Origin of the sequence: Agrobacterium leguminum, assembly GCF_005144435.2 — a bacterium.
Lineage (GTDB): Bacteria > Pseudomonadota > Alphaproteobacteria > Rhizobiales > Rhizobiaceae > Agrobacterium > Agrobacterium leguminum.
Map to the genome: position 1 here is coordinate 2209624 of NZ_CP120212.1, position 14081 is coordinate 2223704.

10 protein-coding genes are annotated in these 14081 nt (G+C 60.3%); 8 read left to right on the top strand and 2 right to left on the bottom strand.

Features of this window, described 5'->3' with window-relative positions; translation table 11 throughout:
• Window positions 1–221: 221 nt before the first annotated feature.
• The 3 genes from CFBP4996_RS24620 to CFBP4996_RS24630 are packed head-to-tail and all read left to right on the top strand — an operon-like array spanning window position 222 to window position 4778.
• Window positions 222–1448 (top strand): ROK family transcriptional regulator, encoded by a 1227-nt coding sequence (locus CFBP4996_RS24620; protein WP_080853446.1) that lies wholly within the window; start codon window positions 222–224, stop codon window positions 1446–1448.
• A 19-nt stretch (window positions 1449–1467) separates the two neighbouring features.
• Complete coding sequence (locus tag CFBP4996_RS24625) at window positions 1468–3870, top strand: PIG-L family deacetylase (RefSeq protein ID WP_080853445.1); 2403 nt, start codon at window positions 1468–1470, stop codon at window positions 3868–3870.
• Window positions 3867–4778: a DMT family transporter gene (locus CFBP4996_RS24630; RefSeq protein WP_080853444.1), complete on the top strand. Its 912-nt coding sequence runs from the start codon at window positions 3867–3869 to the stop codon at window positions 4776–4778. The genes CFBP4996_RS24625 and CFBP4996_RS24630 overlap by 4 nt, the downstream gene beginning before the upstream one ends.
• 15 nt (window positions 4779–4793) lie before the next feature.
• Here CFBP4996_RS24630 and CFBP4996_RS24635 read toward each other — a convergent pair whose 3' ends face one another.
• Together CFBP4996_RS24635 and CFBP4996_RS24640 are read right to left on the bottom strand one after the other, a co-directional pair.
• Window positions 4794–5255 (bottom strand): hypothetical protein, encoded by a 462-nt coding sequence (locus tag CFBP4996_RS24635; protein ID WP_162936019.1) that lies wholly within the window; start codon window positions 5253–5255, stop codon window positions 4794–4796.
• A gap of 77 nt (window positions 5256–5332) precedes the next feature.
• On the bottom strand, window positions 5333–6220 hold the full coding sequence (locus tag CFBP4996_RS24640; RefSeq protein WP_080853442.1) for an AraC family transcriptional regulator: 888 nt from the start codon (window positions 6218–6220) through the stop codon (window positions 5333–5335).
• Window positions 6221–6418: 198 nt separating this feature from the next.
• Between CFBP4996_RS24640 and melA the strand changes: the two genes are divergently transcribed.
• The 5 genes from melA to CFBP4996_RS24665 all read left to right on the top strand — a co-directional run bounded on the left by melA (window position 6419) and on the right by CFBP4996_RS24665 (window position 14071).
• Window positions 6419–7885 carry an alpha-glucosidase/alpha-galactosidase gene (gene melA / locus CFBP4996_RS24645; RefSeq protein WP_080853441.1) on the top strand — a complete coding sequence of 489 codons (1467 nt, stop codon included), beginning with the start codon at window positions 6419–6421 and terminating at the stop codon, window positions 7883–7885.
• A 108-nt stretch (window positions 7886–7993) separates the two neighbouring features.
• A complete protein-coding gene (locus tag CFBP4996_RS24650; protein ID WP_080853440.1) occupies window positions 7994–10081 on the top strand; it encodes an ABC transporter substrate-binding protein in 2088 nt (695 codons plus the stop codon).
• A gap of 164 nt (window positions 10082–10245) precedes the next feature.
• Window positions 10246–11253 (top strand): ABC transporter permease, encoded by a 1008-nt coding sequence (locus CFBP4996_RS24655; protein WP_080853439.1) that lies wholly within the window; start codon window positions 10246–10248, stop codon window positions 11251–11253.
• Between the two features lies 1 nt (window position 11254).
• Complete coding sequence (locus tag CFBP4996_RS24660; RefSeq protein ID WP_080853438.1) at window positions 11255–12388, top strand: ABC transporter permease; 1134 nt, start codon at window positions 11255–11257, stop codon at window positions 12386–12388.
• 12 nt (window positions 12389–12400) lie between these two features.
• Window positions 12401–14071: an ABC transporter ATP-binding protein gene (locus CFBP4996_RS24665; RefSeq protein ID WP_080853437.1), complete on the top strand. Its 1671-nt coding sequence runs from the start codon at window positions 12401–12403 to the stop codon at window positions 14069–14071.
• The last annotated feature ends 10 nt before the right edge of the window (window positions 14072–14081 follow it).

Consider the following 14081-nt stretch of genomic DNA (forward strand, 5'->3'; position numbering starts at 1 on the left):
GATGCGGAGCGATCGTTCCCTTTATCCGCGCTTTCGCGCGCGCTCATCGATTTGCCGGCAGCGGAGTTTCCTCTTCCGCCCCTGCAAGCCTGACCCCCGGTCGCTCTCTACGGTTCTCTGAAGGCGCGCATTTGTCAATAAGATAATTTACTTGAATTATTATATTGCGCTTATCGTCAATTCGACGCTATGAATTTTCTAAGAGACGGGAAGTTGAAGAGATGACGGTGCACACGGTGGACGCTTATCCCGTAGCAATCGGAAAAAATCCTGAGCGGAGCCGCGAACACAACAGGCGAGTCGTGCTCGATATCGTCCGGCGGCACGGATCGCTCGGCCGCGCCCAGATCGCCAAGATCACACATCTGACACCGCAGGCGGTCGCCAATATCGTCGACGAGCTGATGGGCGAGGAATTGCTGAAGGAACTCGGCCGCCGCCGCACCGGCAGGGGCCAGCCGCCTATCCAGTTCGCCGTCAACCCGGATGGCGGGGCGACCATCGGTGTGGAAATCGCCGCCGACCATATGGTCACGGTCGGTCTCGATCTTGCCGGCGTGTTGCGTACCCATCGTGTTACTCCCCTCAAGGACACGACGCCGGACGCCATATTCAAGACCTTTGCCGCAGAACATGCTGCCGTTGCGAAAAATCTCGACTGCAGGCTGCTCGGCACCGGAGTTGTCATGCCCGGTCCCTTCGAGATCGATGGCATGACTTCCGTTGGACCGACGACGCTTTCCGGCTGGGGCGGCATCGATGCCCGGCAGATGCTGGGGGAAGCCTGCGGCCAGCAGGTCGTGGTGGAAAACGATGCGACGGCCGCAGCGGTCGGGGAACGGCTGTTCGGTGCGGGGCTGGCCATCCCGAATTTCTGCATGATCTATTTCGGCGTCGGTATCGGCCTCGGCATCATTCAGGACGGATCGCCCTATCGCGGCGCGTTCGGAAATGCCGGCGAAATCGGCCATGTGACCGTCTCGCCAAAGGGAAGGCCTTGCCCCTCCTGCGGGCAGAGAGGTTGCCTCGAAGCCTATGCCTCGGTTTACGTGCTGAAGGAAAAACTTGTCTGCGCCGGTGTCGTGGATACGGAGCTTGACGATCTGGAAGCCCTGTTCAAAGCGGGCAATCCGGTGGTGATGGAATGGATCGAGGAGGCCGCCGCCCATCTGGCGCCCATGGTTGCCATGCTCGAGAATATTCTCGATCCCCAGACGGTCATTCTCGGCGGTGCGCTGCCTGAAATCGTCATCAGCGAAATTATTGCGCAGATGGGGCCTTTGCCGACCTCGGTCGCGAGCCGGCGGCAGCGGGAACTGCCCCGCGTCATCCACGGCAAGTCCGGCCAATTGACCGCCGCACTCGGTGCCGCCGCCTTGCCGCTGTTCGATATCGTCACGCCAAAACTCGAGACATCCATGGGAGCCGCAGCGCAGGCACCCGGCTGAATATTGGAGGAGACCGCCCATGCTTAACCCCCGGGAGCGCATCGAACGGCAGATGGCCGATCCGTGGCTTATACGCCTGCACCGCAAGCTGAGCGCGCTGAAATCCACCGTTACCGTCATGCATACCGGCGCGCACCCCGACGACGAGCAGAACGGACTTCTGGCCTATTTCCGCATGGAACTCGGCATGCGGATCATCATCGCCTGCTCGACGCGTGGCGAGGGCGGGCAGAATGCGCTGGGGCCGGAGCGGCTCGGCGCGCTTGGCGTCATCCGGTCGCGGGAACTGGAGGAGGCCGCTCGCGTCATCGATGCGGACATCAGCTGGCTCGGCCATGGCCCGGCGGATATCATTCACGACTTCGGTTTTTCCAAGGATGGCGACCAGACCTTTAACCGCTGGGGACAGCAACGCATCGTCGAGCGACTGGTGCGCGCCTACCGCAAGGAACGTCCGGATATCGTCATTCCGACCTTTCTCGATGTGCCGGGACAGCACGGACACCACCGCGCCATGACGCGGGCGGCAAAGAGCGCCATCGCGCTCGCGGCCGATCCTGCCGCCTATCCCGAGCATTTCGCCGAGGGGCTGAAACCGTGGAAGGTGGCGAAGTTCTATCTTCCCGCCTGGTCGGGCGGTGGGGACACCTATGATGACGAAGTGCCGCCGCCGGAAACGACGCTGACGATCAATGCTCCGGGCAGGGAGCAGGCCACCGGTGCGCAATATGACCGCATCGGCGAATGGTCGCGTTATTATCACGCCTCGCAGGGAATGGGGCATTGGCCGCAGCGGGCGCAGGAGGTCTGGCCGCTGCATCTCGAACTCTCGGATGCTGTCGGTGGCGAGGAAAGCTCGATCCTTGACAGGTTGCCGTCTTCACTCACCGGCCTTGCGACTTTTCCGGGGCTGGATGCCGGACTGGCAAAGGCGCTGGTCAAGGCCGAACAGGCAATAACCGAAGCAATCGCGGCATTTCCCGACAGGCAGCGGATCACGGCGTCACTTCTTGCGGCGGCGGCTCTTTTGCAGACGGTCGATGAAGCCGCAGCCACGGATTTCAGGGAGCTGCACGGGCATCGGATCGCGCGCAAGCGGGCGCAGGTCGACGCCGCTATCCTGACGGCGCTCGATGTTTTCGAGCGGGCCTATGCCGAGCCGGCGGAGATCGTTCCGGGCGGGACATCGTTTCTTGCCGTGGAGCTTTCAGACAAGGCGGCTGAATTTGATGTCGAGGTCACGCCGGTCCTTCCATCGGGTGTCTCGTCGTCCATTCAGTCGCGTGATGAGACGCTGGTCTTTTCGCTTGCCGCCGATCGGGATGCTGCTGTTTCGGGGCTTTACCAGCCCGACTGGAAAGCCTTAGGCGGCAATGGCCATGCCTCTGTGGTGCTTTCCGCAACGGTTGGAGGCAGAAAGGTCTCGGCCGCCTTCGATCTGGAGGAGCCGTTTTTCGTGACGCCCGCGCAGTCGCTGACGATTGCGCCAGATGCCCTTCTGGTGCCGCTTGGACAGGGGCAGGACGCCCATGTCTTTCAGGCGCATATAAAGGGTGCCGATGCGCCGCTGTCGTTCAGGAATACGGGCGGCTGGGACCTGCGCAAGCGTGGCGGCGACTGGATTGCCGAACGCACTGGCGATGCGAAGGCGGGCCTTGCCCAGATCGAGGCGCTCGTCGGTTCGCAACCCGCATTCCAGATCACGCCGATCGCCTATCCGCATATCGGCAGGGCAAGGTTTCTGGCGCCTTCCGTTTTGAAGATTCTGTCGCTGGACCTCAAACTGCCCGAAGGCGCGCGCGTCGGTTATGTCGGCGGTGGCGCTGACAGGGTGGGTCTCTGGCTTTCGCGCATGGGCCTCGATGTCACCGAACTCGATGCTCAGGCGCTTGCTGGCGACCTGTCGTCCTTCACGACGATCGTTATCGGCATCTTTGCTTTCGGCATCCGCAGGGATCTCGCCGCGGCAACGGAAAAGCTTCATCGTTTCGTTGAAGATGGCGGCCATCTCGTCACACTCTATCACCGGCCGACCGATGGATGGAACCCGGAGACGACGCCTGTGAGGCGGCTTGAGATCGGCAAGCCTTCCTTGCGCTGGCGGGTGACCGACCCGCGGGCGGAGGTGACGGTGCTGACGCCCGAACATCCGCTGCTTGTCGGCCCCAACAGGATCGATGCCGCCGACTGGGCGGGTTGGGACAAGGAACGCGGGCTTTATTTCGCCTCGCGCTGGGACGATGTCTACGAGCCCTTGCTTGCGATGCATGATGTCGACGAGCAGCCGCTCAAGGGCGCGCTGGTCTCCGGTATCATAGGCAAGGGTCGTCACACCCATACGAGCCTCGTGCTGCATCACCAGATGGACAAGCTTGTGCCGGGGGCCTTCCGCCTCATGGCCAATCTTGTGCAGCCGGCGTGAATGGCGACGGAAAGAGCGAAAGTCTGGAAAATCCGCGCGACGCCAATGCCCGCGCGGGCATTGGCTGGCTGCTTATGGATATGGCCCTCGTTTCGGGTGGAATGACCGCGCTCGTCAAGGCGCAGGGCGTTACCTATCCAGCTTTCCAGCTCGTCTTCATAAGGGCGATGATCGGTCTGCTCTTCATTCTGCCGCTCGTCTGGCGACACCGAATGGAAATGGTGCGCGTCCGATATCCATGGCGCAATATTTTCCGGATTTGCTGCAACGCCATTGCGCTCACCAGCAATTTTATCGCCATCACCCTTCTGCCGCTTGCCACCGTCAACGCTGTCGGTTTTTCGCGGCCGTTGGTGACGATGGCGATGGCCGTTGCCGTTTTAGGGGAAAGAGTGAGCCGATATCGCTGGGCGGGGGCGTGCTTGGCCTTTGTCGGCGTTCTGATCGTCATCGGGCCGGGCGGCGCGGCATTCAATGCGGGGGTGCTGGTTGTCCTTGTCTCGGTGGTGTTCGGCGCTCTTGCGGTGATCCAGACGCGGGCGCTGCGGCAGGAAAACACCACGGTGATGATGGTGTTCTATACGGTCGGCCTTGCCGTCATCACCGCCGTTCCGGCAATCTGGACATGGAAGCCGGTCGCGCCGCTCGACTGGGGGCCGTTGCTCGCCATCGGCCTGCTGGCGCAACTGGGGCAATATTGCTTCCTGCGGGCCTATCGCATTGCCGATGCCAGTGTCCTTGCACCCGTTGGCTATCTATCGATCCTGTTCGTGACCGCTGTCGGATATTTCCTGTTTGACGAGATGCCGGAGGCCCGTGTGGTGTTCGGTATCGTCATTATTCTCGTTGCCTTGCAGTCAACTGCCCTTGTGGAATATTTCCTGAAGAGGCTGCGCCGCAAACGGTGACGGGGCGCTCTGCCTCTATTGCGCGAGAAGCCGAAGCCTGACCCAGTTCAGCGCCGCGAGTTTGAAGCGATCGTAAAACGACCGTGCGAAACGCACATAGCGCATGATCCATGCAAGCCAGGGATAGGTGAGGAGCTTTTCCCGGCCGGCGTGATAAATGCGCTCGACGATCAGGAATGTCGCGAGATGGGCGAAGACCGTCAGAGCCAGCCCCATCTTGAAGGCGCTATGGGCAATGAGGACGAGGCCGATGATCTTCATGGGTTCGGCGATGGCGAAGGGCACCGCGAGGCAAAGGAGAATGGCAATACGCGGCAATCGCGCGATCCGGCTTTCCAGTCGCTTGATGAATGTCAGCCCGGATATGGCCCTGATGACAGGCCGGTAGAGCGGGCGGAAAATGCCGTCGAGGATCAGGGCGAAAACGATGATCGCCCGAAGCGGAAAGACGAGGATCGTCCGGATTATGCTCTTCACCTCGGCGGGTCTCCAAATAGGGCGTAACGCCCATCCTTAATCGCCTGAAAAATGTCAAAACGAAGTCGTTTTGTCGTTCAGCCCTGCCGCACGCTCGCATACATGCCGGTGGTGCGGAATTCGCTCGGATTGGTGCCGTAGAGCCTGCGAAAAACCTTGGAGAAATAGTTCGGATCCTCGAAACCGCACAGCACCGACACTTCCTTGATGGGAAGGTTGGCCGCCGAGGTGAGAAGCTTCGCCGCCCGGCGCAGGCGTCGCTGCAGCACGAATTCCGCCGGCGACAGGCCCTCGCTCGCTGCGAAGATGCGGGAAAAATGCGCGCGGCTGAGGCCAGCCACCGCCGCAAGGTCGCTGACCGAAAGCCGTTCGCCGAGATGGCTGTCGATGTAGCTCAGCACCTGTTGCATGGTGCGATATTCGCCGCCGAAAGAAGGATGAGAACCGAAGACATCGTCATAAAGCGTCATCGCCGCTTCATAAGCGACGGCGGAGGCGGCGCCTGGCGTTTCCGCGCCATTGACGAGGCGCGAGCAGCATTCGGCAAGGTGATCCACGGTCTCGGGCTGGAGTTTGAGGATCGGGCCGGTGACGGAAAGGATATTGCGGTGAATGCGCAGGGCTTCCTCGCCATTCATGGAAATCCAGAAGAACTCCCATTCTTTGCCTTCTTCCAGCCAGTAGCGGTGATTGTGGGGAATGAGCAGCAGCAGGGTTTCGCCTGGCCTCACCACATAATGGCGGTTCTCGTAACGCAGATTGCCCTGTCCGGCGATGCAATATTGCAGCACGGTAAAAGGCGTCTGGCCGCGTTTGCGCCCGTCCCAGTCGTAATTGCCGCCGCTGCGGATTTCATAACCGCTGCTGGTCGGCATGGTGTGCAGCGTCTGGCGGCCGCGCGGCAGCGAGACCGTTCGCATGCCGGGTCCCTGAGCGATCAAATCTCGCAGCACAAAATTACCCATGAAAGCATAATCCTTCTCTGGTCCTCACCGATATTATACGCATAATCCCGATCCGAGGAGACAGCCAGCAGGATATTGTTGCTGAAAAATTGGAGATGAAGGCCGGTTTTCCGGGATTCTCACGGGTATTTTTCTGCAATGCCATTTTACGATCCTTCGGCCCGTTTCACCCGTTCGATTTACAACAGAGGTGGCGTTATGAGTTTCAAAATCGCTATTATTGGCGCAGGCAGCGTCGGTTTCACGAAAAAACTGTTCACCGATCTCCTGTGTGTGCCGGAATTTCGCGATATTGAAGTCGCGCTGACGGATATCAGCCAGCACAATCTGGATATGATCAGGGCGATCCTCGAAAAGATCGTCGAGGCCAATGGTTTCCCGGTGAAGGTGACGGCCGATACCGACCGCAGGCGGGCGCTCGAGGGTGCGAAATACATCATCAGCTGCGTGCGGGTCGGCGGGCTGGAAGCCTATGCGGACGATATCCGCATTCCGCTGAAATACGGCATCGACCAATGTGTGGGCGATACGATCTGCGCCGGCGGCATTCTCTACGGTCAGCGCAACATTCCGGTCATTCTGGATTTCTGCAAGGATATCCGTGAAGTCGCCGCGCCGGGTGCGAAATTCCTGAACTACGCCAACCCGATGGCTATGAACACCTGGGCGGCCATCGAATATGGCAAGGTGGATACGGTCGGTCTCTGCCACGGCGTTCAGCACGGCGCGGAGCAGATCGCTGAAATTCTCGGTGCGAAAAGCGTGTCCGAGCTGGACTACATCTGCTCCGGCATCAACCACCAGACTTGGTTCATCGATCTGAGGCTCAACGGTCGCAAGATCGGCAAGGACGAGCTGGTCGCCGCCTTCGAGGCGCATCCGGTCTTCTCGCAGCAGGAGAAACTGCGCATCGACGTGCTGAAGCGGTTCGGTGTTTATTCGACCGAAAGCAACGGTCATCTGTCCGAATATCTGCCGTGGTATCGCAAGCGGCCGGAAGAAATCGCCCGCTGGATCGACATGTCCGACTGGATTCACGGCGAAACCGGCGGTTATCTCCGCCACTCCACCGAAACGCGTAACTGGTTCGAAACCGAGTTTCCACAGTTCCTGGCATCCGCCGCCAAGCTCATCGATCCGGCCAAGCGCTCCAACGAACATGCGAGCCACATTCTGGAAGCGCTGGAAACCGGGCGTGTCTATCGCGGCCATTTCAACGTCAAGAACAATGGCGTCATCACCAATCTGCCATCGGACGCCATCATCGAATCCCCCGGTTTTGTCGACCGTTTCGGCATCAACATGGTCTCGGGCGTGACCCTGCCGGAAGCCTGTGCGGCCACCTGCATGGCCTCCATCAACGTGCAACGCATGTCTGTCCATGCGGCGGTCAGCGGCGATATCGATCTTCTGAAGCTTGCCGTGCTGCACGATCCGCTGGCCGGCGCCGTCGCCACGCCGGAGGAGGTCTGGCAGATGGTGGACGAGATGGTCGTCGCGCAGGCGCGCTGGCTGCCGCAATATGCGGATGCAGTACCGGCGGCAAAGGAGCGGCTTGCGAAATCCAGCGTCAAGACCCGCGACTGGGCCGGTGCCGCCCGCCGCAATGTGCGCTCCATCGAAGAACTGCGGGCCGAAAAATCGGCGCTGAAAAAGGCTGTTTGAAGGAAAAGACATGGGAACAGGCCGGGCGGCGAAAGGGAGTTCGCCGCCACGGCCAGAACGATCACAGAGGGTGGGCGGTCGAAGAGCTGCCATTTGGGAGGAATGACGATGTTACTTCAACGCAAGATCGGTATCATCTCGGCACTGGGTCTCGGTGTTTCGATGATCGCACTCAGTGCGAATGCCTTCGAGACCGCCACGCCGCCGGAGCCGCCGCAATTTCCGGCCGAAGGCAAGATCAATTATGTGGCGCGCGACTCGATCCTCGAATTCAAGGCGCTGCCTGACTACAGCGAGCCTGACTGGGTCAGCGAGAAATTCGAAAAGACCGGCAAGCTGCCGCCCCTGAAAGAGCGCCTGCCGGAGGAACCGCTGGTCTACAAGACCGGCAATATGCCCGACGGTATGGGCGTTTACGGCGATACGATGCGCCATGTGGTGGGCGGCAGGCCCGAGGGCTGGAACTATATTGCCGGCCAGAGCCAGGGCTGGGGCGGCATCGATATCGCCCTTTCCGAATGCCTGACGCGCACGGCACCTCTCTTCCAGGTGGATGCCAAGGATACCGAACCGCTGCCCAATCTGGCCAAAAGCTGGGAATGGTCCGAGGATGGCCACAAGCTGACGATGCATCTCGTCAAGGGCGCCAAATGGTCGGATGGCGAGCCCTTCAACGCCGATGACGTGATGTTCTACTGGGAAGATGCGGTCGTCGATCCCAATGTTTCACCGCTTGGCGGCGGCGCATCGCCCGAGGCTTTCGGTGAGGGAACGACGCTCACGAAGGTTGATGATTATACCGTGGAGTGGACCTTCAAGAGCGCCTTTCCCAAGCAATATCTCTACACCATGGCCTATCCGAGCTTCTGCCCCGGGCCGTCGCATATCCTGAAACCGCAGCATCCGAAATATTCCAAGAATACCTATAACCAGTTCAAGAACGCTTTCCCGCCGGAATATATGAACATGCCGGTCATGGGGGCATGGGTGCCGGTCGCTTATCGGCCTGATGACATCATCGTGCTGCGGCGCAATCCCTATTACTGGAAGGTCGATGAGAAGGGCCAGCAGCTGCCTTATCTCAACGAGGTCCATTACAAGCTTTCCACCTGGGCCGACCGCGATGTGCAGGCCGTGGCTGGGTCGGGCGATTTCTCCAACCTTGAACAGCCGGAGAATTTCGTCGCCTCGCTGAAACGCGCCGCCGATCCCAATGCACCGGCCCGCCTTGCCTTCGGGCCGCGGCTCATCGGCTATAATCTGCAGATGAATTTCTCCGCCAATGGCTGGGGCAATCCGGATGAGCGCGGGCAGGCCATTCGCGAGTTGAACCGCAACGAGGTGTTCCGTCAGGCCGTCACATCGGCCATCGACCGTAAGGCAGTCGGCGACTCGCTGGTGAAAGGGCCGTTCACGGCGATCTATCCGGGCGGCATTTCGTCTGGTACCAGCTTCTATGATCGCGCCTCCACGGTCTATTACCCCTTCAACCTCGAGGCCGCCAAGGCCGCACTCGCCTCGATCGGCCTGAAGGATACGGACGGCGATGGTTTCCTGAATTTCCCGAAGGAAACGCTGGGTGGCCGCAATGTCGAAATTACCCTTCTCGTCAATAACGGTTACGCGACGGACAAGAGCCTCGCGGAAGGTCTTGTTGGCCAGATGGCGAAACTAGGCCTTCGCGTCGTCATCAACAGCCTCGATTCCAACCAGCGTGATGCCGCCCATTATGGCGGGCAGTTCGACTGGCTGGTGCGGCGCAATTCCACCGAGCTTTCGTCCGTCGTGCAGAATACCGAGCAGCTTGCCCCTGTCGGCCCGCGCACCAGCTGGAACCACCGCTCGCCCGAAGGCAAGGAACTCGATCTGATGCCGTTCGAGAAGGAGATGGCCGACATCGTTCGCAAGTTCATCTCCTCGCAGGACAATGCCGAGCGGGCGGAACTGATGAAGCAGTATCAGAAGGTCTATACGCAGAACCTCTATACGATCGGTCTCACAGAATATCCCGGCGCGCTGATCGTCAACAAGCGGTTCTCGAATGTGCCGCAGGGCACACCGATCTTCATGTTCAACTGGGCCGAAGATTCCATCATTCGCGAACGCCTTTGGGTCGCGGCGGATAAGCAGGGCAAATACGAACTCTTCCCGCAGCAGCTTCCCGGCAAGCCGGGTGAGGGCGGGCCGATCAACTAAAGCATTTCCGGTAAAACTGGACCCCGGTTTCCCGTCTGGAAATGCGAATATCTTGAAGTACTCCTCCCGGAGAACACCCGGTACCGGTCGCGCGTGAAGCGCGGCCGGAGGCACCCGGCGGACCGTATCCATCACGGCCCGCCCAAACGGAGGAAAACCGTTCGATGCTGAGATTCCTGACGATACGCATAGGCTCCGCCATTCCGGTGCTGTTGATCCTGAGCGTGGTGACCTTCGCCATCATTCAGGCACCGCCCGGCGATTATGCCGATTACATCCGCTCGCAGCTGATGAACCAGGGCGGCGCGTCTTTCGAACAGGCAGAAGCGCAGGCGCAGGCCTATCGTGTCGAACACGGCCTCGATAAGCCGCTCGTCATTCAATATTTCAACTGGATCGGCGGCATCGTCACCCGTGGCGATTTCGGCTACAGCTTCTATTACAACAAGCCGGTAGCCGATGTGGTTGGCGAACGCCTGCCGCGCACCATCGCGCTGGCGCTGGTCTGCCACATCTTTGCGTCCGTTCTCGGCATCGCCTTCGGCATCTGGGCCGCCACACGGCAATATTCCTGGGTCGACAACCTGCTGTCGACCATAGCCTTCCTCGGCATGACGATCCCGCGTTTCCTGATGGCGCTGATCCTCGTCTACCTCATGGTGTTTCATTTCGACGTGTCTGAGATTGGCAGCTTCTTCTCGCCGCAATATGGCGGTGCGCCATGGTCGTGGGGCAAATTCGTCGATCTCGTCAGCCACGTCTGGCCGGTGGTCGCCATCGCCGTCTTCGGTGGGCTGGCCTATAATATGCGGGTGATGCGCGGCAATCTGCTCGATACGCTAAATGCGCAATATGTCGAGACTGCGCGCGCCAAGGGGCTTTCTGAAGGTGCGGTCATCATGCGCCATGCGGTGCCGAACGCCGTGCACCCACTCGTCATGTATCAGGGGGTCGTACTGCCCTACATGCTGAGCGGCGAGATCGAAACCGCGATCATCTTCGCGCTGCCGACCGTCGGCCCGGCCATCGTCGGCTCCATGGCGGTGGGCGATGTCTATGTCACCGCAACCTTCATGATGGTGCTGGCCGCCACGCTGATCGTCGGCAACATCATCGCCGACATGCTGCTCGCCATTCTCGACCCGCGCGTCCGTGAATTCGGGAGGGCCTGAGATGATGGCGTTTGACGAGATGAAGACCGAAACCGCCGCAGCAAAGCCCGACCGTTCCGCCCATGGCAACGAGACCTATCTCGCGCTGGTCTGGCGGCGTCTCCGGCGCTCCTTCACCGGCATGGTCGGGCTGGTGCTGGTGGCGCTGCTGATCCTGATCGCCATCTTTGCAGATTTCTTCGCGCCGATGAACCCACTCGAAACCCATGGCAGCTTCTCGCCGCCGCAGGTGGTGCGCTTCACCGACAAGGACGGTAATGTCAGCCTTGCGCCGCGCGTCTATGCCATCGCCGAAACGGAAGAGCTTGATCCTGTCACCTTCCAGCCCATCGTCGGGCCGGATTACGACAATCCCGTCTATCTCGGCTTCTTCGTCAAAGGTGCGGAATACAGGCTGCTGGGCCTTATCCCGATGAGCCGTCACTTCTTCGGCTCGACCGATGGCCAGCCGGTGCATTTTCTCGGCACTGACAAGTTCGGACGCGACGTGCTGTCGCGCGCCATCTATGGCTCGCGCATCTCGCTTGCCATTGCCTTGAGCGTCGTCGCCATCGTCACCGTCATCGGCACCAGTGTCGGGCTGATATCAGGCTATTTCGGCGGGCCGCTGGATGCATGGGTGCAGCGCTTTGTCGAAGTGGTTCTGGCTTTCCCGCAATTGCCGCTTTACCTCGCACTGACCTCGCTCATCCCGGTAACCGCACCCACTACCGTTTTCCTCGTCTTCGTGGTCGGCGTCATGTCGGCGCTCGGCTGGGCGCAGATGTCACGCGAGGTGCGCGGCAAGACGCTGGCGCTGGCGCGTATCGATTATGTGCGGGCGGCCATTGCCGTCGGAGCGACCGACCGGCGCATTATCTTCCAGCACATCCTGCCGAATGTGATGAGCCATGTGATCGTCGCCGTGACGCTGCATATTCCGAGCGTCGTGCTGCTCGAATCCTTCCTCGGTTTCCTCGGCTTTGCGGTCAAGCCGCCGCTCATCTCCTGGGGGCTGATGCTGCAGGATACGGCGACCTATTCCGTCATCGGTTCCTATCCCTGGATTCTCGCACCGGTCGGTTTCGTGCTGGTCACAGTCTTCGCCTTCAACGCGCTGGGCGATGGCCTGCGCGATGCCGTCGATCCCTATTGAGAGGAGCGTAACATGGTTGCTGCTGCACAGAACAACACTTACGCACCCGCCATCCGCTTCGATGCCGATGACCGAAACGACGACGCTATCATCGATGCACGTAACATTGCCGTGACCTTCAGGGTGGAGCACGGAACGGTGGAAGCGGTGAAGGACATCTCATTCCAGCTTTACCGGGGCGAGACGATCGCCATCGTTGGCGAATCCGGTTCGGGAAAATCCGTCACGGCCCGCACCATCATGGGGCTTTTGACGAAGCGGGCGTCCGTTTCGAAATCCGCGACCGTGCGTTTCAACGGCGACGACATTCTGAAGTTTTCGAGCCGCCAGCGGCGGGCGCTGCGCGGTAACCGCATCTCGATGATCTTTCAGGAACCGATGAGTTCATTGAACCCGATCTATACGATCGGCAGCCAGATCGTCGAGGCGATCCGCGTTCATTCCAAACTCAGCAGGAAAGAGGCCGAGGCGAGGGCGCTCGATCTTCTGCGGCAGGTGCAGATACCCGAACCGGAAGCGCGGCTGAAGCAATATCCGCATCAGCTGTCCGGCGGCCAGCGGCAGCGTGTGATGATCGCCATGGCGCTTTCCAACGATCCGGATGTGCTGATTGCCGATGAGCCAACCACCGCGCTCGATGTGACGGTACAGGCGCAAATCCTCAACCTCATCCGTGATCTGCAAAAGAAGCGCGGCATGGCCGTGGTTCTCATCACCCATGACCTGACGATCGTGAAGCAGTTTTCCGATTACGTCTATGTCATGCAGCATGGCGAGATGCGCGAGCATAACACCACGGAAAAGCTCTTCGAAGCGCCGCAGCACCCCTATACGAAAAAGCTGCTTGCTTCCGAACCGCATGGCACGGCAAAGCCGCTGCCGGAAAATTCCGGCGTGCTGCTGACGGCGAATGGCGTGCGGGTCTCTTTCATGATGCGTTACGGCGGCCTGTTTAAACCGGAGCTGAAGGAGCTGATCGCCGTCGACAGTCTGGGGCTTACCCTCAATCGGCACGAGACGCTGGGTCTTGTCGGTGAATCCGGTTCCGGCAAGACGACCTTCGGCCAATCCCTGCTGCGGCTGAACGAGCCGGTGGCCGGGGAGGTGGTCTTTGACGGGGAGAGGGTCGATGGCCGCTCCCGCGCCGAAATGCGGCCCTTGCGATCGCGTATGCAGATCGTCTTTCAGGACCCTTTCGCCTCGCTCAATCCGCGCATGACCATCGGCCAGATCATCGAGGAAGGTCTTGTCGTCAATGGGCTGGGCAGAACCAAGGCCGAAAGGCTGGAGCGGGTGCGCGATGCGCTGGAGGCGGCGGGCATGCCCGGCAACATCCTCTCACGTTTTCCGCATGAATTCTCCGGCGGCCAGCGGCAGCGCATCGCCATTGCCCGTGCGGTGGCGCTGGAGCCGGAATTCATCCTGCTCGATGAGCCGACCTCGGCGCTCGATCTTTCCGTGCAGGCGCAGATCATCGATCTCCTGCGCAAGCTGCAGGATGAACGGGGCCTGAGCTACCTGTTCATCTCGCACGACCTGAAAGTGGTTCGTGCGCTCTGCCACCGCGTCATCGTCATGCAGCGCGGGCAGATCGTCGAGCAAGGGCCTGTCGAGGATGTGCTGACAAATCCGAAAACCGAATATACTCAGCGGCTTGTACGGGCCGCCTTCGAAATCGCTTGAATTCCCAATG

What these genes read in the sequence shown, in the direction of transcription:
- CFBP4996_RS24620 (WP_080853446.1), top strand. Translation starts at nt 222, where the DNA reads ATGACGGTGCACACGGTGGACGCTTATCCCGTAGCAATCGGAAAAAAT.
- CFBP4996_RS24625 (WP_080853445.1), top strand. Translation starts at nt 1,468, where the DNA reads ATGCTTAACCCCCGGGAGCGCATCGAACGGCAGATGGCCGATCCGTGG.
- CFBP4996_RS24640 (WP_080853442.1), bottom strand. Translation starts at nt 6,220, where the DNA reads ATGGGTAATTTTGTGCTGCGAGATTTGATCGCTCAGGGACCCGGCATG.
- melA (WP_080853441.1), top strand. Translation starts at nt 6,419, where the DNA reads ATGAGTTTCAAAATCGCTATTATTGGCGCAGGCAGCGTCGGTTTCACG.
- CFBP4996_RS24650 (WP_080853440.1), top strand. Translation starts at nt 7,994, where the DNA reads ATGTTACTTCAACGCAAGATCGGTATCATCTCGGCACTGGGTCTCGGT.
- CFBP4996_RS24655 (WP_080853439.1), top strand. Translation starts at nt 10,246, where the DNA reads ATGCTGAGATTCCTGACGATACGCATAGGCTCCGCCATTCCGGTGCTG.
- CFBP4996_RS24660 (WP_080853438.1), top strand. Translation starts at nt 11,255, where the DNA reads ATGATGGCGTTTGACGAGATGAAGACCGAAACCGCCGCAGCAAAGCCC.
- CFBP4996_RS24665 (WP_080853437.1), top strand. Translation starts at nt 12,401, where the DNA reads ATGGTTGCTGCTGCACAGAACAACACTTACGCACCCGCCATCCGCTTC.